The sequence below is a fragment of the Ruegeria sp. CL6 genome, from assembly GCF_056536465.1.
This window is the reverse complement of sequence record NZ_JBQFPR010000002.1, coordinates 253,379-275,707: the sequence shown is the minus strand read 5'-3', so window position 1 is coordinate 275,707 and position 22,329 is coordinate 253,379. Positions and strand designations below refer to the sequence as shown.

Here is a 22,329-nt window from a genome sequence, read left to right as displayed (position 1 = left end):
CCGCTAGGATTAGTAGGAAACAAAGAGCGCCGTCGTCGATCATTTTTGACGTAACGGCGATTTTCCACTTGCCATTGCACGAAAACTGGACGTTTCCGATTCAATTCGGTATCAGGCTCGTCGCGCCCGCCGGGGGAGGGTATGGCGCGGAACGTGCCTGTGCGAGGTTATCTGATGCTACGATACATAATGGCTGTTGCCACATTGGCAGCAACCGTGCTGCCGAGTGTTTCCGTCGCTGAGAGGGAATCCACTGATACTGCCAAGCGTGAACTTGTGACGCGGAGCGAACCGCCCGGTCAGAATTTCCGTGAATACCTAAATCTGTTCAAGCCGCGAAAATCGGATGAACCGATGAAAATGTCCTATTCCAAGGATTGGCTGGATAAACTTCCGGCCGCAACCGGGGATGAGCACTTTAAATGCCTGGCCGAGGCGCTGTACTTTGAGGCGCGTGGCGAAAGTGTTCGCGGCCAGTTCGCCGTGGCTGAAGTGATCCTGAACAGGGTCAAAAGCAGCCGCTTTCCAGATTCTCTGTGTGGCGTGATCAAGCAGGGAACAGGCAAGAAGTACCAATGCCAGTTCACCTACACCTGCGATGGCCTCAAGGAGGTGATCAACGAGAAAAAGGCGTATGAACGCGTATCGAAAGTTGCGCGGGCGGCCATTGACGGTGTTGTGAACGACATGACCGAAGGTGCTACGCACTATCACACCACCGCGGTTCGTCCTTCCTGGTCGCGTGTGTACAAGGAAACGGCGCGCATTGGTGTGCACATTTTCTATCGTCACAACTATCGGACAGCGAGCAACTAACTGACGCACCCGCGCTGGAAGCTTACTGGCGCGGGGTGATTTTTGTCTTATGTTGCGGGCCGGGAGGCCCGCAATGACTTTGAACCGCAGACAATTCATGCAAACGACAGCGGCGGCGGTCGCTCTGCCCAATCTTGGGTGGGCTTCTTACCCTGCGCTTGTCGCCAAGGAAGCGGCGCAACAGATCGCCCCGGACGGGTTTTCCGAGACCCGCGTCTGGACATATGGCGGTCAGGTGCCTGGCCCGGAAATCCGGGTGTCGCAAGGCGCGCGGGTTCAGCGAAGATTGTCGAACAACCTGCCGCAACCGACGACCGTGCATTGGCACGGGATTCGCATCGACAACGCAATGGACGGTGTCCCGGGCCTGACTCAGGATGTTGTTCCGACTGGCTCTCATTTTGACTATGATTTCAAGGTGCCGGATGCCGGAACATATTGGTATCACGCGCATAATCGCTCGATGGAGCAGGTCGCGCGGGGGCTGTACGGGCCGTTGATCGTTGAAGAAGCAGTCGCGCCGGACTTCGACCGTGATCTGACCTTGATGTTGGATGATTGGCGGTTGGACCCTGAAACCGCACAAATCATGGACGATTTTGGGAATGGCCATGACCTGAGCCACGCGGGACGACTGGGCAACCTGGTTTCTGTCAATGGCCGGTTTGATCTTGTCTATTCGGTAGGCGGTGGTGAAAGGCTGCGTTTGCGCCTGATCAACGCCTCCAATGCTCGAATATTTGATCTTGGACTGGATGGACTGAGCGGTTGGATTGTTGCGCTTGACGGTATGCCGTTAGAAGTTCCGTTGGAGGTCAACGACAGGTTTCCCTTGGCGCCGGCGCAAAGGGCGGACCTGATCGTGGATGTCCGGGCAGAGTCATCCGCAGTTGCGAACCTCGTGAGTTTTGAAAGGGACGGTAGCTATGGGCTGGTTCGGTTCGACGTGACCGGCCCGTCGAAAACTGCGCGAACCGGAATTACCCCATTGGTCCCGAACCAGATGCCCGACGTCTCGGCTGAAAATGTGCCGTTGCATCGAATGGAGATGCAGGGCGGCGCGATGCGTTGGCTGGAATCGGCAAGGATCGGTGAGTCAGAGCTTTCGGGGCAGGAGTTGGCTCAACTCGGGCGGTTCTGGGCGTTAAACGGCGATGCCGAGCGACCGGCAGAGCCGTTTCTGGATGCTCAAAAGGGAACTACTCATAGGATTGAGTTCGTCAACGAGACTGCGTTTCCGCATGCTATGCACTTGCACGGTCACCATTTTCGCCTGATCCTTCAGGACGGAACTTTGGGCCCGTGGCGCGATACTGTTTTGGTTGAGCGTGGGCAAACCCGCCAAATTGCACTGGTGGCCGATAATCCGGGGGACTGGCTGCTGCATTGTCATATGCTTGGGCATGCGGCTTCGGGCATGATGAGTTGGTTTCGTGTCACCTGACGCCGCATTCGACGACTAGAAAGGCGTTTGTTGCGGTGTTATACGCGCCTGCATCGTCTAATTTGGGTAAACCTGTCCCAAAAGCCCGAAAAGGTCCGTTGCATGAGTTCCGAAATCCGTCTTGCTTTTGCGCACCCCTCTGAGCGGTCCGAGGCAACTGCCACTCGGGGGCCATTGGACCGCATTTCCCTGCGCGACCATATTGTCGAGGTTGAGATCGGCGCGTTTCAGGCAGAACGCGGCACGACGCAGCGCATCTGTTTTAACATCGTGGTCGAAGTGCGCCCTCTGACGGATCCTATCGACGATGATGTTGACCGGATTCTGTCCTATGACCGTGTGACCGAGGCGATCGCCTACGAACTGGCCGCCGAGCGTCTGAACCTGTTAGAGACTCTGGCCGATCGAATTGCGGAACGGATTTTGCTTGAACCTCAGGCTGTAAGAGCTTTCGTAAGAATAGAAAAACTGGATCGCGGTCCGGGAGCTTTGGGTGTCGAGATCGTGCGTGGTCGGGACATGGTTCACCATGATCTGGTCGAGGAAGAACGCCCGCATCCCCGGCTAGTATTCCTGTCGAACGAGGCCATAGCATCTGAAAATCTGACTGGTTGGATTGATCAGCTGGAAAACCGCAAACGTCCGTTGATCCTGTGTGTTGGCGCTGCGGATATAGCGGTTTCGCAAACAGGGCACGCGATGACACAACGCCGGATCGACCTTCTTGCCATCGAACAGAATGCTTGGGTGCTGGCTGCGCGGGATCACCGTTGCGTCGTCGTTTCGACCCGAACCGAGTTAGATTGGGCGATGAAGAACGGCCAAATCTGCGTTTGGGCACCGTCCAAGATTGTTCTGGATGCGGTGGATGGACCGTCTGCGGCTCCGTCTGATGCGGTTGCATTGGCTGCGTGGTTCGCCGCGACCTTCGAGGCAAGCGAGATGATGGTGATTGGTGGAGATTTGCCCGAAGCGCCAAAAACCCCGCTGCGCGCTGTGCCCGTGGATCAGGCCCGACTGTGACAGCGTACTACCGACCTCTGGTTCAGCACGGACCGGCTCGTCCCGATGGGGCAGTGGCCTTGGCCGGGCAGAAGCTTTGGTTTTCTCATGTGGAACGACTGAGCCGCACGGATGCGTCTATAGTCCTGCCCGCAGCCGAAGTACCCGATCAGGTTTTGGATCGCTTGACGAGGCCACGTCAGCCGGTTGCAGGTCTGGCGATGGACTGTCCGCAGATCATGGGCATCCTGAACGCCACACCAGACAGTTTTTCGGACGGTGGGGTGCACAACTCGGTCCACGCGGCGCAGGCGGCTGCCCGTGCGATGGTCGCCCATGACGCAAGTATTCTGGATATCGGCGGTGAATCGACGCGACCCGGCGCCTCATTTGTTCCAGAAGCCGAGGAAATCGCGCGGACTGAACCTCTGATCAGGGCAATCCGGGCTGAAACGAGCGCGCTGATTTCCATCGACACGCGCAAATCTGCTGTTGCAAAGGCCGCGTGGGAGGCAGGCGCGGGGCTGATCAACGATGTCTCGGGCTTCACTTTTGATCCGCAACTGGCCCCGTTTTGTGCCGAGGTCGGTGCGCCGGTTTGCGTGATGCATATGCAGGGCGATCCGGCCACGATGCAGGATAATCCCACCTATGACGACGTGCTGCTGGACGTGTATGATTTTCTAGAGAACCAAGTGGCTTATCTGGAAGGTTTAGGGTTGAACCGAAGCAAGGTTCTGGTTGATCCGGGGATCGGGTTTGGCAAGTCCGAGGCCCATAACTTGACGCTGCTTCAAAACCTCAGCCTGTTTCACGGGCTGGGTTGCCCGATCCTGTTGGGTGTATCGCGCAAGGGCTTTATCGGTCAGATCGGCAAAGAGACGCGCAAGGACGCTCGTGCGCCGGGGTCGATTGCGGTTGGGTTGGCAGGTCTGGCACAAGGGGTACAGATACTGCGGGTTCATGACGTCACCGAGACGGCTCAAGCCTTGCGTCTTTGGGCCGCCGTCCGGTAAGCCATCTACAGGCAAGAAATTACGGAGTGACATCTATGCGTAAGTTGTTCGGAACCGACGGGGTGCGGGGCACCGCGAACACGCATCCGATAACCGCGGAGATGGCTCTACGTATCGGAGCAGCGGCCGGGCGGTATTTTCGCAGGGACCAGTCCCGCGCGCACCGCGTTGTAATTGGAAAAGATACTCGGCTGTCAGGGTACATGCTGGAAAACGCGCTGACTGCGGGTCTGACCTCGACGGGGATGAACGTGTTGCTGTTGGGGCCAGTTCCCACGCCAGCCGTGGGCCTGATGACTCGGTCGATGCGCGCCGATCTGGGCGTTATGATTTCAGCCAGTCACAATCCGGCTGAGGATAACGGGATCAAGTTCTTTGGACCTGACGGGTTCAAGTTGTCCGATCAGGCAGAGGTTGAGATCGAGAAGTTGATCGAAGAAGGTGTAAGGCCCGCGCAAGCGCAGAACATCGGGCGTGCCAGGCGGGTTGATGACGCGCGTTTTCGCTATGGTGAGCGTGTTAAGTCGTCGCTGCCCCGCGATTTGCGTCTGGATGGGCTAAAAGTGGTGGTCGACTGCGCAAACGGCGCAGCGCACCGAACCGCACCCGAAGTTCTATGGGAGCTGGGAGCCGAAGTCATTCCGGTCGGCGTCACGCCCGACGGTAAGAACATCAACTTGAATTGCGGTTCAACAAAGCCCCGACTGGCCGCCGAAACGGTGGTCGCTCATGGCGCGGACGTTGGGATATGTCTCGATGGTGATGCTGATCGCGTTGTCATGATTGATGAGCACGGGCAGGTGGCTGACGGTGACCAATTGATGGCTCTGCTGGCTACGTGCTGGGCCAAGTCGGATCTGCTGCGGGGCGGCGCTTTGGTTGCAACCGTTATGTCCAACCTCGGGTTGGAGAGGCATCTCAACGCTCAGGGTTTGCGGTTGGAGCGAACGGCGGTCGGTGACCGCTATGTGGTTGAGCGGATGCGCGAAGGCGGGTTCAATCTGGGTGGCGAGCAATCCGGCCACATCGTCATGAGCGACTATGCTACGACCGGCGACGGTCTGATGGCTGGGCTGCATTTCCTTGCTGAAATGGTTCAATCCGGTCGCAAGGCGTCAGAGCTTTCGGTCCAGTTTGAGACCGTTCCGCAATTGCTGAAAAACGTGCGTTACGCAGACGGGCAAACTCCGCTTGAAGTCGCAAGCGTTCAAGCCGCGATCGCAGACGCCGAAGCGCGTTTGAACGGGCAAGGTCGCCTGCTGATCCGCAAGTCCGGTACTGAGCCTCTGATCCGCGTTATGGCAGAGTGTGAGGATGACGCCCTGTTGACGCAAGTTGTGGATGGTATTGTCGCGGAAGTTGAGGCCGTCGCAGGTTAACGGCCGAACAACATCTTGCGCAGGCTGAACCACTGGCTGATCGCCAATCCGGTCAGGATCATGGCAAGGGCGACAAAGAACCGAAGCGGCAGCGCTTCGGACAGAATCCATGCGCCAAAAACCATCGACCAGATCGGCACTTGGTAATTCACCAGCGTCAGAAAGACCGATCCCGCACTGCGAATGATTGAAACGCGCAGCAATGTGGCGAGCGCCGTTGGCACCAGGCCCAGTGCGATGATGGCGAGGCTTGGCCGAGCGCCTTCCCAAGCCGGTAGCCCTTCGGTCATCAGCATGATGGGAAGCAATATGATCGCGCCAACCAATAGGGTCAGGGCGGCCAGAACCACAGGGTCAATCGGTGGGCACCGTCGTGTGAAAATGGACGCGCAGGCGTAGCACAGTGCGGCGCTGACGCAGGCCAATTGCGCCAAAGGTTCCGCGCCTTGTCCGATTTGCGCCAATCCCGGTCCGATTAGCACCAGCGCGCCAGAAAACCCCAGGCAGACCCCCAGGAACCGTCGTGCATTCATTGGCTCATCCGAGAAGAAATGCGCCAGCGGCAGAACCATCAGGGGAATCGCGGCCATCGACAGGCCGGCAAAGGCCGAGGGTACATATTGCTGGCCCCAACTCAGCAGCAGGAAGGGCAGGGCCGAGGACAGGATGCCGATGATCACTATCGACCACCACAGCCCCAAGGATAATCCCGGCAATCGACGTTTTGTGACGGCCATCAGCCCCAGCAATGTCACCGCGCCCAAAGTGGTGCGGGCGGTTGCGACAGTGATCGGGCCGTACCCCTCAAGCGCTATGGCGACGACCATGAATGTGCCGCCCCAGATCAGGCCCAGAGAGAAAACGCCGCTCCAGTCGCGGGATGTGGGTTGATCGACCATTTGCGCCCTCCGGCCCCGACAAAAAAGGCGACCCGTGGGCCGCCCTTTCGCACTATCCCAAAAGGATTAGTTCTTTTCCTTGTCGACCATTTTACCGGCCGAGATCCAGGGCATCATGGCGCGCAGTTTGGCGCCGGTTTCCTCGATCATGTGCTCGTCATTGGCGCGGCGCGACGCTTTGATGGTCGGCTGGCCAACGGCGTTTTCCAGCATGAAGTCACGAACGAATTTACCCTGCTGGATGTCGTTCAGAACCTCTTTCATACGCGCTTTGGTCTCGTCGTATTTCAGGATACGCGGGCCGGTGACGTATTGGCCGTACTCAGCGGTGTTCGAGATCGAGTAATCCATGTTCGCGATGCCGCCTTCATAGATCAGGTCTACGATCAGCTTCACTTCGTGCAGGCACTCGAAATAAGCCATCTCAGGCGCATAGCCTGCCTCGACCAGCGTTTCAAAGCCGCAGCGGATCAGTTCAACCAGACCGCCGCACAGAACAGCCTGTTCGCCGAACAGGTCGGTTTCGCACTCTTCACGGAAGTTGGTTTCGATGATGCCCGAGCGACCGCCACCGATGGCCGAGCAGTAGGACAGACCAATTTCCAGCGCCTTGCCGGTCGCGTCGTTGTCAACGGCAACCAGGCAGGGAACGCCGCCGCCTTTGACATATTCGCCGCGCACGGTGTGACCTGGGCCTTTGGGGGCCATCATGATGACGTCGACGCCTTCTTTCGGCTCGATCAGGCCAAAGTGGACGTTCAGGCCGTGGGCGAAGGCGATGGCCGAGCCGGGCTTGATGTTGTCATGCACGTATTTCTTGTAGGTTTCGGCCTGCAGTTCGTCGGGCATGGTGAACATGATGACGTCACACCAAGCAGCGGCTTCGGCGATGCCCATCACGGTCAGACCTTCGGCTTCGGCTTTCTTGGCCGAGGCCGAGCCTTCGCGCAGCGCGACGACCAGGTTTTTGGCGCCCGAGTCACGCAGGTTCAGTGCGTGGGCGTGGCCTTGGCTGCCGTAGCCCAGGATGGCCACTTTCTTGTCTTTGATCAGGTTGATGTCGCAATCGCGATCGTAATAGACGCGCATGTCGCTGGTCCTTTCTGTTTAACTTGGCGACGGTTCTACTTGTCATCCTTAGGGATGGCGATAGCGTTTCCCTTGTTATTCCGCTTAGTTTGTGAGAATTTATTCGCTGAACTACGAAAAATGCAAAAAATCATGCTTGATGACATAGATCGGCGAATCCTGCGCCACTTTCAATCTGATCCCAGCTTGTCCACTGCGGAATTGGCCGAACGCGGCCGCATTAGCGCAAGCCTGTGTTGGCGTCGCATAGAGAAGATGCAGGAAGCCGGCGTGATCGAAGGGCAGGAGGCCGTCATCGATTGGGCCGCGCTGGGATATGCTGTGGAAGTGTCTCTCCGGGTCACGCTGGATAAAACGCAACCCCGCGCATTTGACGAGTTCACAGCAGCCGCACGTCAGGTCGCCGAGGTCATTGAGATTCAGACCTTTCTTGGCCGGGTGGATGTGCGGCTGTCGGTACTGGCGCGAGATATGTCCCATTATCAGCAGCTCTATCGGGATCAGATTCTGACCCTGCCGCATATCGCGGATATCGAGGCTCTGATGCACATCGCGCGCGTCAAAAGCGAAGTGGTTCTTCCGGTATGACCGAGTTGGATGAGATCGACCGCAAAATCCTCCGCGCTTTGGTGCAAGAGGCATCGCAGAGCGCAGGGGCGTTGGGGCGCAAGCTGGGATTATCGCAACCTGCCACGTGGCGCCGGATTCGCAGGTTAGAAGACGCCGGAGTGATAAAGGGACGTCGTCTGCGTTTGAACGCAGAAGCGCTGGGTTTTGGCGTGACCGTGTTCCTTGGGGTAAAACTGGCACGCAAAGGGCAGGTCAGCCTTGAGGACTTTGAACGCGCGGTAAGCGCGATCCCCGAAGTCCAAACAGTCGAGCATGTTCTGGGGCTGTATGATTACCGCCTACGGGTCGTCGCTCGCGATCTGGCGGACTTTGAACGTGTTCTGCGGCGGCGGATCATGACCTTGCCAGGTGCCGGAGACGTGGAAGCAAACGTTCTTCTGAGTGAAGAACGCCTGCCTGGACCAATCGGATAGGTCAATATTTTGTGCGGATGCAATACCCCGGATGATGGGTCATCCGCGCAAAGGTCATCGGTTGCCCATCTTTCCAAGTGGTGCGTTCGAGTTGGATCATCGACGCCCCGGCTGTTGTTCCCATGAATTCGGCAAGGCGACTGTCTGCGGAAACAGCACTGAATGCGACTTCGGCTTCGGTGAACGGCGCGGCGCTCAACAACCACTCATGCGGGCCGTGCGTGCCCAAATCTGCGTGCTCAACCTCTGGAACGGCGTTGATGTTGATCCAGCGTTCTTCCAACTGAAACGGGCGGTTATCTGCGTAGTGCATACAAATAACATGCAGGACCGGTACGTCGGGTGAAACGCCAAGTTGCGACGCCAGCCAGCCGGGGCTTGTCTCGACGTTTCTTTCCACCAGTGAGTAGCGGTAGGTGGAGTTTTGGTTTTCAACTGTCTGTCGCGCCAAGGAAAACTCAAGTTTCGCGTGCTTGCTTGGCTCTTTCTTGACGCGCGTTCCACTTTTGCGCTTTCTCTCGACGAACCCTTGTTCAGCCAGTTCGCGCAAAGCTCGGTTCACAGTGGCGCGCGCACAATTAAATTCTTCTGCGAGTTGCGTTTCGGTAGGCAGCAATGAGCCTTGTGGCCACACACGCGTTTCGATCCGCCTTTTAACCTCGTCACGTACAACCTGAAAACTTATTCGTTTTTGTGCCGTCACGTCCAAAAATACCTTTCTTCTATAAAGTGAGCTTATCTGGTCAGAAACACGTAACAGTGTAAAGGTCGCTGGCCCTGCTTGGCGTTGTTTATCGGGCAATTTCCGTGCGGTAAGGGTGAATTTTCTGTTGATGTTACCACCTTCCCCGGGGTCAAGTGGCGAAAGTAAGGGGGTGGCCTGTCGAGGATGGTTTCATTCCCCTGGTCGCCGACACAATTTGAAAGGACAAGTCATGCCAGCGCTATTGGATACCGTTGATCCCAACGGGCTCGAGGAGTTCTCGGTCGTTTTTACGGATCGGTCCTTGAATCACATGTCTGTCCAATTTCAACAGATTATGCGTGGTATTTCGGGGATGTTGAAAGACGTCTACAACGCGGATGCCGTCGCGATTATTCCCGGCGGGGGTACTTTCGGGATGGAAGCCGTTGCCCGCCAATTCGCACGCGACAAGAATGTACTGGTTGTTCGGAATGGGTGGTTTTCCTATCGGTGGAGCCAGATCATTGAGACTGGTGGTCTGACGGCGTCGGCGACGGTGCTCAAGGCTCGACAGGTGGGGAACTCCAGCCCTTCGCCTTTTGCCCCAGCCCCGATTGAAGAGGTTGTCGCGGCCATTCGTGAACAGCGTCCCGAAGTGGTTTTTGCGCCCCATGTGGAAACGTCGGCAGGTGTCATTCTGCCAGAAGGGTATGTGACGGCGATGGCCAGTGCCGCTCATGAAGTTGGTGCGTTGATGGTTCTGGACTGCATCGCGTCCGGGTGCGCCTGGGTCGATATGAAGGCTACCGGTGTAGATGTTTTGATCTCGGCTCCGCAAAAAGGCTGGAGCGCGTCGCCCTGCGCCGGTTTGGTCATGATGTCAGAACGCGCGGAAGGGCGGCTGAACGAAACATCGTCCGACAGCTTTGCGATTGACCTGAAGAAATGGCGTCAGATCATGGTGGCCTATGAAACAGGTGGACATGCCTATCACGCCACAATGCCGACGGACGCATTGCGCGATTTCCACGATACGATGGTCGAAACCAAAGACTATGGGTTTGAAAAGCTGCGCGATGCGCAATGGGCGTTGGGGGACGGTGTTCGCGCGATGCTACAGGAAAAAGGTGTGATTTCTGTCGCCGCAGACGGCTTTGGCGCGCCGGGCGTTGTGGTCAGCTATACTGCCGATCCCGAAGTTCAAAACGGTAAGAAATTTGCTGCCTTGGGCATGCAGATTGCAGCCGGTGTTCCACTGCAATGTGATGAACCCGAAGGTTTCAGCACTTTCCGGCTAGGTCTGTTCGGGTTGGACAAGCTCTATGACGTTGATGGAACGATTGCCCGTTTGAGGCGTGTTCTGGATCAGGTTCTTTAAGCGTCGGGATTCAGCGCACGCCAAGACCCATCTGCATCAGTGTCTTGCGCACTGGCGGCAAGGAATAGAGAGCATTCAGGCCCATCGCCCGCGCATCTCTCAGCGGGCGCGTTTCTATCATGGAGGCGCGGTTGAGAAGGTCGATGCCCTTGACCCTCATCGCGATCTCGGTGTGGCGGGCTTTGTGGTAGGCATCCAGCATTTGCGTGTCACCCAGACCGTCCGGCCGCGCCTGTGCATGGTCAAGCAGGCTGCGCAGATCGCCCAGCGACATGTTCAAACCTTGCGCGCCGATAGGCGGCACGACATGCGCGGCCTCGGCCATCAAAGCGATCCTTTCCCCGGACAGACGTTCCGCCGACTGGCTGATGATCGGCCATATGGTTCGCCGTGACGCGAGTTTGAGCGGCCCGAACAACCCGCAAGAGCGTTCGGTCATGGCGGCCTCAAACGCCTGTGGTTCGGTGTTCAGCAATTCAACGGCGCGCGGTCCACGCTCCATCCACACGACTGCGGACGAAGGTTGACCCTGCCAGTCCGGAAGCGGGACCAGAGTGAAAGGGCCACCGGATCGGTGAATCTCGGTCGAGACGTTGTCGTGCGGAATGGGGTGCGTAACCGCAAAAGCCAACGCCTTCTGCCCGTAACGCGTTGTTTGTACAGAAATTCCGGCTGCTTCGCGCATCGGAGAGCCGCGCCCATCGGCGGCCACAACAAGTTTGCAGGAAACGCGGCTGCCATCACTCAGACCAACACGGGCATGAGCCGTGCGTGTGAAAAGGCTGACGGTTCCGGTGCCGGGACGGAAATCGACATTTGGAAGTTCGGCCAGACGGTTCACCATCTCGCGGCGCAGCAACCAGTTCGGCAGGTTCCACCCGAACGGCTGATCAGAAATGTCGGCGGCGTCAAAGTCCCGTACAACGCGCGGTTCAGGAACGTCGCCGCCTGCATCCACGATACGCATGATTTGAAGAGGGGCCGCATGTGGGGCCAGTTTCTCCCACAGCCCGCACTGTTCAAGCAGCCCGCGCGCGGGCTGCAGAAACGCCGTGGTCCGCATGTCAGAGCCGTCGACATCGCGTTCGGTAATAGGTGGGGCGGGGTCGACGCATACTACGTCGAATCCGGCTGTCCCAAAGGCTGCCGCAGCAGTCAAACCGGCGATCCCGCCGCCGGAAATCAGGATGTCACAGCTGTCGGTCATGGACTCGGTCTCCGTATCTTGGGCAGAACCTAGTGCGGTTCCAAGGCACGCGCCAAGTGACATCCTGTCCCGTGTCTCAGCCTCGTGAAATGAGGATGAGGATCAGGAACATCACCGGCACCATCATAACGGCAGGGATGTAGAGGCCCGGCAGACCGAACAAAAGGGCCGAACAGCCCCACATGCTGAAGATCGCCAGGGCGGTATAACCCCAATCTTCGGCCTCGCCATGGGCGGCGTCTTTGGCCATCCAGCCAAACAGGGGAATTGCAAACAATAGGCGCTGCCAGATTGGCAGGCGCCGAGGGGCCTCGATCACGCTCATGGATATCTCCGATTCTGTTCGTCGCTGAGGCGCATATAGGGGCGATGCTGCACCTGCAAAATGTGCAGAACGTCGCAGTGCGACAGCCTATCGCAGCCGAGCGAGAAACGCGGTCAGATCGTCCGTATGATGGTGGATATGGTCGGCTTTGTGCGGCTCGGGCGCGACGTGGACAGTGCGCATTCCCATTTCGTGCGGAGCCGCCAGATTACGGGGATCATCCTCGAACATGGCCGCCTTGGTCGTGTCGATGCCATCCTGCTGAAAAATCGCTTCAAACGCAGCTTTTTCCGGTTTTGGGCGGTAGCCTGCATGTTCAACGCCATAAATCGCGTCGAAAAGTCCGTTCAAGCCGCGGGCCTCAAGCACACGTTCCGCATATGGTGCGCTGCCGTTTGTATAAACAATCCGTCGGCCGGGTAGCGAACGTATGTGATCCGCCAGTTCTGCATCGGGGTCCATGTGGCTCGTGTCCACTTGATGAACGGCATGCAGGTATGGGTCGGGGTCCAGATCATGTTCTGCCATCAAACCCGCCAGCGTCGTGCCATATTGACGCCAGTACTGCGAACGCAAACGATCCGCCTCGGCCCGGTCCACGCCAATGGCCTGCACCACGTAGTCGGTCATCAGCACCTCGATCTGATCGAACAGGCGCATGTGGGGCGGGTACAGAGTATTGTCGAGGTCGAACACCCATTGGGTGACGTGAACAAAAGCAGGTTTGACCATGCCTAGGGTTTAGGCCGCTGTGAACTCGTTTTCAATGCTGCACTTGATTGGTGGGGGCTGAGACGGATAGACAGGTCCGAACGAGGAGACGAACCATCCCATGCCCCAGTCCAAACAGTCCAACAGGGACGCCTACAGCCTAATCTTGGAAGCGATCGACGTCGGGGTTTACAAACCCGGCGACCGGTTAGTTGAAAGCGAACTGGCGGAACGGTTCGGGGTATCCCGGACACCAATCCGCGAAGCTCTGCAACGTCTGGAAACGCAGTCGCTTCTGGAACGGGACGGGCGGTCGTTGATCGTGGCCTCGCTGGACCACAACCAGATGGCCGAACTTTACGTGGTGCGACGCGAGTTGGAGGGGTTGGCGGCAAGCCTGGCGGCAAAACACGCCACCGAGGAAGAAATCAAGGTTCTGCAGGACATGGTGGCCGCGGACGACGCTTTGGTAGACGATCCGACGGCATTGTCTCGTGCCAACCGCCGGTTCCACGAACAGATCCACTTGGCCTCGCACAACCGTTATCTGGTTCAACAACTGGATCTGGTACACCGAACGATGGCTTTGATGGCAACGACCTCTTTGGCCGTGCAAGGTCGCGGTGAAATTGCTCAGAGCGAACACAAGGGCATCGTTGAAGCGATTGCCGCCCGTGATGAGGTAGCAGCGGCACAAGCTCTGAAAGAGCATATCTCGGTTGCTTTCATGACCCGCCTTAAGCAGGATGCTGTGCGCCGCGAAAACTGAGCCCCATCAAGGGGCATTCTCTTCGCTGGCCTGACCGTGCTGGGTTTTGTCCCAGAAAAACGGGTTTCCGATCAATTCCCACAGGGCTTTGTACGCTGCTGCGACTCCAAGTGGAAAATACAGCGGCATGGTCGGCACCCAAGGTACAAGGAACCGCCGCTCGCGGGCGCAGACCGCTAGAATGCCCACAACGAGGCTTGTGAGTTCTGCCGCCATAAACAGGTAAATCAGCCAAACCATTATGCCGTGCGGCATCAATGCGTCCAGAGGACTGTTGAACCCAAGGGCAGTAAGCCAGAACACCCAAAGCGCCGGAGCCAGCAGAAACTGCCCGACTGTGCCTAGAAAGAACGCCTGAAAGCCCAGGAATTTCAGAAACCCGAGCTCTTTCCACAGCCGAACCGGGGCGCGCATGTGAACGAGATATGTGACCATGAACCCCTTGAGCCAGCGAGAACGCTGCTTCACCCAAGGCCAGGCGCGGAAATTGGCCTCCTCGAATGTTGTGGTATCCACCATTTCGGCGCGGTATCCCGCACGGCTTAATCGGACGCCAAGGTCGGCATCTTCCGTAACATTGTGGGCGTCCCATCCACCCAGCTCTAACAGCTTGTCACGCCGGAAGAAAAATGTCGTACCTCCCAGCGGCACCACAAGGCCCATGCGCGCGATGCCTTGCAGCAGAACGCGGAACCAACTGTTATATTCGATTGTAAAGCAGCGCGACCTCCAGTTGGTGCGCTGGTTGTAGTAGTCCAGCACCCCCTGAAGGCAGACAACGTCTTTGTCCGCGTTGGCGAAGTGCGCCACCACCCGTTCGATCTGATCGGGCTGAGGCGCATCTTCGGCGTCCCACACGCCCAAAATGTCCCCTCGGCAAAAATCCAACGCGTAATTCATGGCTCTGGGTTTGGTGGTCAGCCCATTCAGCGCGGGCACCTCTATAGTTCTGATCCACGAGGGTAGGTCCACGTCGGCCAAAACAGTGCGTGTCACCTCGTCAGTTTCTTCAAGAACCAAAATGACGTCCAGCAATGCCTTTGGGTACGTCAGGCGTTGCAGCCTTTGTATCAGGGCGTTAGCGATTTCCTTTTCCTTGAACAAAGGAACCATGATCGACACGCAGGGCAGCGGGTTGGGTAAAACGTGGCGGTTACTTGTATCGCGCTTGGTTTGATGAACCAGAAAAGCGATCAGTCCGCACAGGCGAAGCCCAAAGAAAAGGATCAACGAACCTATTGCGGCCGTCAAAAGCAACAAAAGACCCGCATCTGGAAAGCAGATGAACAGGGCGGCCACGCCAATCAGTACCGCCGTAGGTCCGGCACGTGCGCGGGGCGTCCAGGTTCGGCAACTGTGCCTTTCGTTCACGCGCGTCTCGGCAGCGGCTGCAAGGGTTGCCGCAAAGGTGGCTGCAATCGCGCGATCTATCTCGTTGGGCGCGGCAAGAACGGGTATGGCAGTAAAATCAGCGCCATTCAGATGTTCTCGAACGGAGGCAAAGCGATCGGGCCGTGCGGTCGCGACCAACAGGATTGGCCCTACGCGCATCCAGGGGATGACGTTGTGCTCAAGCCAAAAGCTGACTGGCTTGATGGAACACAGTTCTTCGGAAGGGGGCAAATTCGTTAGGTCAGCGAATTGAAGATGATTTTGGTCGGCAAGCGCGTTCATCACATCCTGGCGGCTAACCCATCCTTTCGCCACAAGGATCTCACCCAGCGCAACATCCTGTCCGGACCTTAGATCTAGGGCAGAGTCGAGCTGCGCTTGCGTGATCAGGCCACGATCAATCAGGCAGGCGCCCAGAGGTTTTCTGTCCTGCGCAGATATCGGCGGGGCGTGAACGAAGCGCCGCTGGTTCAGCTCGACCATGAAAAAACCCTGACACGTTTTACCGGCGTCAGGGTTGATCAATTAAGGTTAACAGCCCGTTAACTTTAGGCGTGAAAGCGTTTACGCCTGCGCCTTATTGCTTGCCATAGCCTCGGCAAAGCGCTGGAACAGGTAAAAGCTGTCCTGTGGACCGGGCGAAGCCTCGGGGTGGTATTGCACCGAATAGACCGGACGATCCGTCATGCGAATTCCGCAGTTCGATCCGTCGAACAACGAGCGATGCGTTTCCACTACGCCCTCGGGCAAAGACTGCGCGTCGACGGCAAAACCGTGATTCATCGAGGTGATTTCGACCTTTCCAGTCTCAAGGTCTTTAACCGGGTGGTTCGCACCATGGTGACCGTGGTTCATTTTGACCGTCTGTCCACCTAGCGCCAGCGCCAACATCTGGTGACCGAGGCAGATGCCAAAGACCGGCAGGTCGGTCGTATTCAGAACTTCCTTGATCATCGGCACGGCGTACTCGCCGGTTGCCGCCGGATCGCCGGGACCATTGGATAGGAACACCCCGTCGGGATTGTGCGCCAAAACTTCGGCTGCAGTCGCTGTCGCTGGCAGAACGGTCACATCGCATCCGGCTGTTGCCAGACACCGCAGGATATTTCGCTTTGCGCCGAAATCGACGGCGACAACCTTGTGAGCAGGGGCTTCCTGGCGTGTGTAGCCATCGGGCCATGCCCACCGCATCTCGTCCCAACGGTAGCTTTGCGCGCAAGTAACTTCTTTGGCCAGGTCCATCCCTTCCAAACCTGAGAACCCGCGTGCGGCAGCAACCAGCGCCTCAATATCGAAATTGCCCTCGGGGTCATGGGCCAGTGCAACGTGCGGCGCACCTTGTTGGCGGATAGCCCGGGTCAGGCGGCGTGTGTCGACGCCGCCGATCGCGATACGACCGCGACGCGCCAGCCAGGATTTCAACTCCTCAGAAGAGCGCCAGTTTGAGGCATCGGTCGGATCCCACTTGACGACCATGCCAGCCGCAACCGGATCGTTCGTCTCGTCATCTTCGGGGTTCACTCCGACGTTGCCGATATGTGGGAAAGTGAAGGTCACGATCTGCCCCGCATAGGACGGGTCGGTCATGATTTCCTGATAGCCTGTCATGGCGGTGTTGAAGCACAGTTCCGCTACGGTCTGTCCGGTAGCGCCGAAGCCCATTCCGTAGAACAGTGTTCCATCGGCCAATGCCAGACATGCGGTGGGCTTGGTCGGGGGGTTCTGTGCCATTGGGCGACTCTCCTGCAGGGTAAATCGGCGCATACCTAAGGGGGTTGGGCGCTTGGGTCAAGCCTGTTCAAATTTTGGGCTATTGTTGAAAATCAATGGGTTAGCTATATTTGTTCCCTGTTGTATCACGCTTTTTGTTTATATATGGTCGTGGTTCCTTTTCCATGGGGATGGACAGATCATATGGATATGCGATCAAGGGTGAACTCAGCCCTGAAGCAAGCAATGAAAGATAAGGATGCCGAGCGTTTGTCGACGCTGCGGCTGATTAATGCCGCAATCAAGGATCGTGACATCGCGTCACGCGCCTCTGACAACGAAGAGGCGAAGGGCTGCGGCGATGCTGAGGTTCTTGAAATCCTTGGCAAAATGACCAAGCAGCGCAAGGAAAGTGCTCGGGCCTATGAAGAAGGCGGGCGGCTTGACCTCGCTGAACGGGAACTTCGTGAAGTCGAGGTGATCGAGGAGTTTTTGCCCAAGCAACTGGATGATGATGAGGTATCTCAGGCCATCCAAACGGCAATTTCTGCGACCGGGGCTGGGTCGATCCGCGATATGGGCAAAGTGATGGGCGAACTAAAAGCGCGTTACACTGGCCAGATGGATTTCGGAAAAGTCGGCCCGATGGTCAAGGATCAGCTCTGCTCGGCCTCTGCTGGCGGCTGCTGACACAGTTTAAGCCTTGGAATATTTACTGCGCGACTGGTTCGCGCAGTTTTTTTGTGAGGTCGTCGAACAGGGCGATCCGTTCCTCCTCGGTCAGAAATGCGCCAATTTCGACTTCGCGCCCGTCTCCGGTCAGGGTGACGTAGTTGGGGACTGGACCACCTTGCTTGTGCATTGCTGGCCGCGCCCAGTATCGGTTGCAGGTCCATTCTTGCTGACCTCGGCCGGGATGATGATGGACAAGGCGGGCTTGCGTACCGGTCAGGGTGAATACTTCAAAAACGCTGCGCGACCGATAATTCGACTGGAGTGCAAGCCACAGGCCCAGCACAGTCAGCAGCAAAAAAGGCAGAAGCCCCCACAGCAGCGCGGACCCCAGCACCGCCATCAAGGGTATGAGGCCGAACAAAAAGACCGACAACACCACACGTACCGCCCATCGCGGCGGCAACGAGTTGTGCGGCCAAAGTCGCAGTTCCAGCTCTGAGCCAGAGGTTTGAGTCCATTGGTAGGGCATGTTCGGAAAATAGCGTAAGGGTTGTCGAAGTCGAAGGTAAATGATCAAATAACATGACCGACGCGCGCCCAGGACAGCGCGTCGTCGAGCCGGTCGTCGCCCCAGAAAACCTCACCCCGGACGACGAGGCTGGGCGCGCCAAATACTCCAAGCCGGGTTGCTCGGTCGGTCTGGAATTCCAGAGCCGTAACCGCGTCGGGGCTTCGTGCGCGAGCCAGTGTCAGGCGAGGGTCTTGCTGGCATCGCAACAAAGCCTCGGATTGAGCCGCCTCGCTGCCGGCCTCGACCCCGTCTTCAAACCAAATGCGGTATAGGTTCTGTGTGAAATCCTTGCCCCAGCCATCCTGCAAGCCCAAAAGCGCTATCTGGTTGGCGAGTGCGAGGTCTGAGATGGGGTAGGGCGCGGGCAGTTGGGCGTGAATATGATACTTGGCTGCCCGACGTTCGATATCGCGCCACATGTATGCCGACTTAACAGGTTTACCGGCAAACGGGATGTTCTGCTGTTTGGACATAACTGTGCGCACATTGAATGGGCGCCACGTCACTGAGACGCCATTCTCGGCGCACCAATCGTCAATACGCATGATCGTCAGGAAGCTGTAAGTGCTGCCAATGGAATACCAAAAATCAATTTCGGGCATCTTACCCCTCCGGGTTGCCGGATGTGTGCCCTAAACAGAATAGCGCATTTTGACTGTTCTGGCGAATTTCTCATCGAGGGAAGCGAGCAAAGAAAAAACCCCGCCGAGTTGGGCGGGGTTTTCTAAGGGTATCGAAAGGGGATCAGTGCGCGTGACCTTTATCCCAGTCTTCCTGCTTGGGCAGCTGCTCGAACGTGTGTTCGGGCGGCGGTGTGGGCAGGGTCCATTCCAGCGTATCCGCATATTCGTTCCACGGGTTCGGACGTGTTTCTTTCGCGCCGCGCAGCAGGGCGTAGATCACGATGCCGAAGAACAGCAGGAACGAGGCGAACGAGATGAACGCACCAATCGACGACACGAAGTTCCACTGAGCGAACGCTTCGGGATAGTCGATGTAGCGGCGCGGCATGCCCTGACGTCCCAGGAAGTGCTGTGGGAAGAAGGTCAGGTTGGCGCCGATGAAGAACAGCCAGAAGTGTACCTTGCCCCAGAATTCCGAGTACTGACGACCGGTCATCTTTGAGAAGTAGAAGTACACTCCGGCAAAGATCGCGAACACTGCGCCCAAGCTCATCACATAGTGGAAGTGCGCCACGACGTAGTAGGTGTCGTGATAGGCACGGTCCACACCGGCTTGCGACAGCACAACGCCAGTCACACCGCCAACGGTGAACAGGAACAGGAAGCCGAAGGCAAACAGCATCGGGGTTTTGAACTCGATCGAGCCGCCCCACATGGTTGCGATCCACGAAAAGACCTTAACGCCGGTCGGCACCGCGATGACCATCGTGGCCAGCATGAAGTACGCCTGCTGACGCAGCGACATGCCAACGGTGTACATGTGGTGTGCCCAAACGACGAAGCCCAGAACACCAATCGCGATGATCGCCCAGACCATCGGCAGGTAACCGAAGATCGGCTTGCGCGCGAAGGTGGCAATCACGTGGCTGATGATGCCGAAACCGGGCAGGATCACGATATACACTTCCGGGTGGCCAAAGAACCACAGGATGTGCTGATACAGGATCGGATCGCCGCCACCAGCCGGATCAAAGAAGGTGAAGCCAAAGTTGCGGTCCATCAGCAGCATGGTGATCGCGCCCGCCAGAACCGGCAGCGACAGAAGAATCAGCCATGAGGTGACGAAGATCGACCAGCTGAACAGCGGCACCTTGAACAGGGTCATGCCCGGGGCACGCATGTTCAGGAAGGTGGTGATCATGTTGATCGCGCCGAGGATCGAGGAGGCGCCCGAAACGTGAACGGCAAAGATCGCAAGGTCCATGGACATGCCGCCCTCGGTCGTGGACAGCGGCGGGTAAAGCACCCAGCCAACGCCGGAACCGAGCTGGTCGTTGCCACCGGGGCTCAGCAGCGAGGCCACACCCAGAGAGGTACCGGCAACATAAAGCCAGAAGGACAGGTTGTTCATCCGCGGGAACGCCATATCCGGCGCACCGATCTGCAACGGCATGAAATAGTTGCCAAATCCGCCAAATAGGGCAGGGATGACCACGAAGAACATCATCAGAACACCGTGATAGGTGATCATAACGTTCCACAGGTGACCGTTCGGGGTACATGGGTCCGCCATGAACCCTTCAAGGCACATATACTGCACACCGGGGTGCATCAGCTCGAGCCGCATGTAGACGGTCATCGCCACCGAGATAAACCCGGCCAGCGCCGAGAAGATCAGGTAGAGAATCCCGATGTCCTTGTGGTTGGTCGACATGAACCAGCGGGTAAAGAACCCTCGCTGGTCTTCATGATCGTGACCATGAATGGCTGCGTCTGCCATTAGGTGCCTCCTGTTACAATTCTACCGCGCAGCCGGACCTCTCCGGCGCGCGGGATTCCTGCTGGTTTTAGAATGTGGAGAGGGTGCCTTCAATGGTCGAGTTTGATCTGGATCAAGATTAATTGTCGCGGGTAGAGGCGTGACCCGCGCGTTTCCATTCAAATTCATCGTCAATCTGGGAACTGGCAGCGGAATTTCAAGGCCGGAATTTCTGTGTTGTTTCTCGACTTGACCCTTCGAGGGTCGAGCCGCAGAACTGTAGTCAACACCGCAATCGGAGAGCTGATATGACCGCCTATGACCCAGAGAACATCTTTGCCAAGATATTGCGTGGGGAAATTCCCGCGACCCGCGTCTACGAGGATGATGAAACACTTGCATTCATGGATATCATGCCGCGTGCGGATGGGCATCTTCTGGTGATCCCCAAGACCCCGTGCCGCAATATCCTGGATGCATCCCCCCAACAGTTGGCCTCTGTCACCGCTACAGTTCAGAAACTCGCTAAGGCGGTGGTCGCGGCGTTTGACGCAGATGGTGTAACCGTCCAGCAGTTCAACGAAGCTGCAGGCGGGCAGGAGGTCTTTCACCTGCATTTCCATGTTCTGCCACGCCACGAAGGGGTCTCGGTCCGTGCGCCGGGGAAAATGGGTGACTTTGACCTCATCGCGGAACACGCCGAAAAGATCAAAACCGCGCTTGGCTGAGTCGTGTCGCGCTTTGTCTACGACATGCGTCGCAGCGGTGGACGATATTGCCGCGGTTGTGTGGGCTGTGGGGCCGGCGTTTTGCCTACCCACGTCCTAAGGCTAAAGCTGAAAGAAAGTGCGGTGGCGGATAGGCGCGTCTGTTTGGAGGCCACTAAATAGAATTGCCGTTCCGATTTGGGGTCGGAACGGCAGACACTCTATAAAAGACTTTTCCGTTTCGCGGTTGACCCACGAGTACCGGTTTAACACACCACTCACTCTAGAACGGTGAATATATAGTACCCCCAATCGGCCATCCTGTATCCCCAAGAATTAATTTTAGATGAATTTGGCCCAAACATACCCGGCTTACCGTCGAATTGTGGGTCTTTTGGGAAACAGAGCCGGTCAAATATGCGTTATTGTTGATTAATTCCTACGCAACGTCGATTCGATTCCGGTCAGGCCGAGACCGAGTCGAACACCTCGGTGAAGGTTTTTCGCAACGCTGAGTCCACATCCGCCATGGTCACCGGCAAGCCCAAATCCACGAGCGACGTGACCCCGTATTCCGAGATGCCGCAGGGTACGATCCCGGTAAAATGGTCGAGGTCAGGTTCGACATTGATCGAGATTCCGTGGAAGCTGACCCATTTGCGAAGACGCAGGCCGATGGCGGCCACCTTGTCTTCGGCGGGTTGCCCAGTGGCAGTCAGTGGTTTGTCGTCCCGCCGCACCCAGACACCGACGCGCCCGTCTCGGATTTCGCCTTGAACGTTGAATTCAGCGAGGGACGCGATCACCCATTCTTCGAGCTGTTTGACAAAGCGCCGGACATCTTTGCCGCGCTTGTTCAGGTCGAGCATGACATAGGCAACGCGCTGGCCGGGGCCGTGATAGGTGTATTCTCCACCGCGCTTGCTTTCATAAACCGGAAAGCGGTCAGGGTCCGTCAGGTCCTCGATTTTCGCGGATGTGCCGGCCGTATATAAGGGGGGATGTTCCAACAGCCAGACACACTCATCAGCCTCGCCCGCAGCAATGGCCGCCACACGCGATTCCATAAAGGCCACAGCCTCGGCATAGTCGGTCAAACCGTCTGTGATTTTCCACTCCATGCGGGCCT

General features: G+C 57.4%; 23 protein-coding genes. 11 read left to right on the top strand and 12 right to left on the bottom strand.

All coding sequences use genetic code 11. From position 1 onward, the window contains the following. The first annotated feature begins 174 nt into the window (after positions 1-174). The 5 genes from ACR0LH_RS06325 (at position 175) to glmM (ending at position 5,657) form a co-directional block, all read left to right on the top strand. Positions 175-816, top strand: coding sequence for a cell wall hydrolase (locus tag ACR0LH_RS06325; RefSeq protein ID WP_170383715.1), 642 nt, complete (start codon positions 175-177; stop codon positions 814-816). A 73-nt stretch (positions 817-889) separates the two neighbouring features. Next, positions 890-2,260 (top strand): multicopper oxidase family protein, encoded by a 1,371-nt coding sequence (locus ACR0LH_RS06320; protein ID WP_480720144.1) that lies wholly within the window; start codon positions 890-892, stop codon positions 2,258-2,260. 102 nt (positions 2,261-2,362) lie between these two features. After that, the gene (locus ACR0LH_RS06315) at positions 2,363-3,283 is read left to right on the top strand and encodes a dihydroneopterin aldolase (RefSeq protein WP_170383719.1); all 921 of its coding nucleotides are present in this window, start codon (positions 2,363-2,365) and stop codon (positions 3,281-3,283) included. After that, the gene (folP, locus tag ACR0LH_RS06310) at positions 3,280-4,278 is read left to right on the top strand and encodes a dihydropteroate synthase (protein WP_480720142.1); all 999 of its coding nucleotides are present in this window, start codon (positions 3,280-3,282) and stop codon (positions 4,276-4,278) included. The genes ACR0LH_RS06315 and folP overlap by 4 nt, the downstream gene beginning before the upstream one ends. A 35-nt stretch (positions 4,279-4,313) precedes the next feature. Next, positions 4,314-5,657: a phosphoglucosamine mutase gene (gene glmM / locus ACR0LH_RS06305; RefSeq protein ID WP_170793863.1), complete on the top strand. Its 1,344-nt coding sequence runs from the start codon at positions 4,314-4,316 to the stop codon at positions 5,655-5,657. Here the strand turns inward: glmM and ACR0LH_RS06300 are convergent. Both ACR0LH_RS06300 and ilvC read right to left on the bottom strand, forming a co-directional pair. Beyond that, complete coding sequence (locus ACR0LH_RS06300) at positions 5,654-6,556, bottom strand: DMT family transporter (RefSeq protein WP_480720140.1); 903 nt, start codon at positions 6,554-6,556, stop codon at positions 5,654-5,656. The genes glmM and ACR0LH_RS06300 overlap by 4 nt on opposite strands. A 66-nt stretch (positions 6,557-6,622) precedes the next feature. Further along, positions 6,623-7,645 (bottom strand): ketol-acid reductoisomerase, encoded by a 1,023-nt coding sequence (gene ilvC / locus ACR0LH_RS06295; RefSeq protein ID WP_170383727.1) that lies wholly within the window; start codon positions 7,643-7,645, stop codon positions 6,623-6,625. 132 nt (positions 7,646-7,777) lie between these two features. Between ilvC and ACR0LH_RS06290 the strand changes: the two genes are divergently transcribed. Then, positions 7,778-8,233 carry an Lrp/AsnC family transcriptional regulator gene (locus ACR0LH_RS06290; protein ID WP_480720139.1) on the top strand — a complete coding sequence of 152 codons (456 nt, stop codon included), beginning with the start codon at positions 7,778-7,780 and terminating at the stop codon, positions 8,231-8,233. Continuing rightward, positions 8,230-8,688, top strand: a complete 459-nt coding sequence (locus ACR0LH_RS06285; protein ID WP_170383731.1) for an Lrp/AsnC family transcriptional regulator — start codon at positions 8,230-8,232, stop codon at positions 8,686-8,688. Before ACR0LH_RS06290 ends, ACR0LH_RS06285 begins: the two co-directional genes overlap by 4 nt. Position 8,689: 1 nt before the next feature. Here the strand turns inward: ACR0LH_RS06285 and ACR0LH_RS06280 are convergent, their stop codons facing one another. Beyond that, on the bottom strand, positions 8,690-9,322 hold the full coding sequence (locus ACR0LH_RS06280; protein WP_480720685.1) for a GntR family transcriptional regulator: 633 nt from the start codon (positions 9,320-9,322) through the stop codon (positions 8,690-8,692). A gap of 301 nt (positions 9,323-9,623) precedes the next feature. On the opposite strand from ACR0LH_RS06280, the gene ACR0LH_RS06275 reads away from it, so the two are divergent. Continuing rightward, complete coding sequence (locus ACR0LH_RS06275; RefSeq protein ID WP_480720137.1) at positions 9,624-10,751, top strand: aminotransferase class V-fold PLP-dependent enzyme; 1,128 nt, start codon at positions 9,624-9,626, stop codon at positions 10,749-10,751. A 10-nt stretch (positions 10,752-10,761) separates the two neighbouring features. Here the strand turns inward: ACR0LH_RS06275 and ACR0LH_RS06270 are convergent, their stop codons facing one another. From ACR0LH_RS06270 to ACR0LH_RS06260, 3 genes are all read right to left on the bottom strand, one after another. Further along, on the bottom strand, positions 10,762-11,958 hold the full coding sequence (locus ACR0LH_RS06270; RefSeq protein WP_480720135.1) for a UbiH/UbiF family hydroxylase: 1,197 nt from the start codon (positions 11,956-11,958) through the stop codon (positions 10,762-10,764). A gap of 76 nt (positions 11,959-12,034) precedes the next feature. After that, the gene (locus tag ACR0LH_RS06265) at positions 12,035-12,283 is read right to left on the bottom strand and encodes a hypothetical protein (protein ID WP_480720134.1); all 249 of its coding nucleotides are present in this window, start codon (positions 12,281-12,283) and stop codon (positions 12,035-12,037) included. Positions 12,284-12,370: 87 nt separating this feature from the next. Beyond that, positions 12,371-13,015: a pyrimidine 5'-nucleotidase gene (locus ACR0LH_RS06260; RefSeq protein ID WP_170383739.1), complete on the bottom strand. Its 645-nt coding sequence runs from the start codon at positions 13,013-13,015 to the stop codon at positions 12,371-12,373. Positions 13,016-13,115: 100 nt separating this feature from the next. Here ACR0LH_RS06260 and ACR0LH_RS06255 point away from each other — a divergent pair, with 100 nt between their 5' ends. Next, positions 13,116-13,763 (top strand): GntR family transcriptional regulator, encoded by a 648-nt coding sequence (locus ACR0LH_RS06255; protein WP_170383741.1) that lies wholly within the window; start codon positions 13,116-13,118, stop codon positions 13,761-13,763. Between the two features lie 6 nt (positions 13,764-13,769). Here the strand turns inward: ACR0LH_RS06255 and ACR0LH_RS06250 are convergent, their stop codons facing one another. Continuing rightward, the gene (locus ACR0LH_RS06250; RefSeq protein ID WP_480720132.1) at positions 13,770-15,638 is read right to left on the bottom strand and encodes a glycosyltransferase; all 1,869 of its coding nucleotides are present in this window, start codon (positions 15,636-15,638) and stop codon (positions 13,770-13,772) included. A gap of 81 nt (positions 15,639-15,719) precedes the next feature. Continuing rightward, positions 15,720-16,886: a glutamine-hydrolyzing carbamoyl-phosphate synthase small subunit gene (carA, locus tag ACR0LH_RS06245; RefSeq protein WP_480720131.1), complete on the bottom strand. Its 1,167-nt coding sequence runs from the start codon at positions 16,884-16,886 to the stop codon at positions 15,720-15,722. A gap of 183 nt (positions 16,887-17,069) precedes the next feature. On the opposite strand from carA, the gene ACR0LH_RS06240 reads away from it, so the two are divergent. Next, positions 17,070-17,555: a GatB/YqeY domain-containing protein gene (locus tag ACR0LH_RS06240; protein WP_170410286.1), complete on the top strand. Its 486-nt coding sequence runs from the start codon at positions 17,070-17,072 to the stop codon at positions 17,553-17,555. Between the two features lie 22 nt (positions 17,556-17,577). Here ACR0LH_RS06240 and ACR0LH_RS06235 read toward each other — a convergent pair whose 3' ends face one another. The 3 genes from ACR0LH_RS06235 to ctaD all read right to left on the bottom strand — a co-directional run bounded on the left by ACR0LH_RS06235 (position 17,578) and on the right by ctaD (position 20,514). Next, the gene (locus ACR0LH_RS06235; protein WP_170482556.1) at positions 17,578-18,069 is read right to left on the bottom strand and encodes a DUF2244 domain-containing protein; all 492 of its coding nucleotides are present in this window, start codon (positions 18,067-18,069) and stop codon (positions 17,578-17,580) included. Positions 18,070-18,113: 44 nt separating this feature from the next. Continuing rightward, positions 18,114-18,713, bottom strand: a complete 600-nt coding sequence (locus tag ACR0LH_RS06230; RefSeq protein WP_480720129.1) for a DsbA family protein — start codon at positions 18,711-18,713, stop codon at positions 18,114-18,116. A 142-nt stretch (positions 18,714-18,855) separates the two neighbouring features. Continuing rightward, positions 18,856-20,514 carry a cytochrome c oxidase subunit I gene (gene ctaD / locus ACR0LH_RS06225; protein WP_170482553.1) on the bottom strand — a complete coding sequence of 553 codons (1,659 nt, stop codon included), beginning with the start codon at positions 20,512-20,514 and terminating at the stop codon, positions 18,856-18,858. 287 nt (positions 20,515-20,801) lie between these two features. Between ctaD and ACR0LH_RS06220 the strand changes: the two genes are divergently transcribed. Further along, positions 20,802-21,221, top strand: a complete 420-nt coding sequence (locus ACR0LH_RS06220; RefSeq protein ID WP_480720128.1) for an HIT family protein — start codon at positions 20,802-20,804, stop codon at positions 21,219-21,221. Between the two features lie 443 nt (positions 21,222-21,664). Here ACR0LH_RS06220 and lipB read toward each other — a convergent pair whose 3' ends face one another. Next, complete coding sequence (lipB, locus tag ACR0LH_RS06215; RefSeq protein WP_480720127.1) at positions 21,665-22,321, bottom strand: lipoyl(octanoyl) transferase LipB; 657 nt, start codon at positions 22,319-22,321, stop codon at positions 21,665-21,667. Between the last annotated feature and the right edge of the window lie 8 nt (positions 22,322-22,329).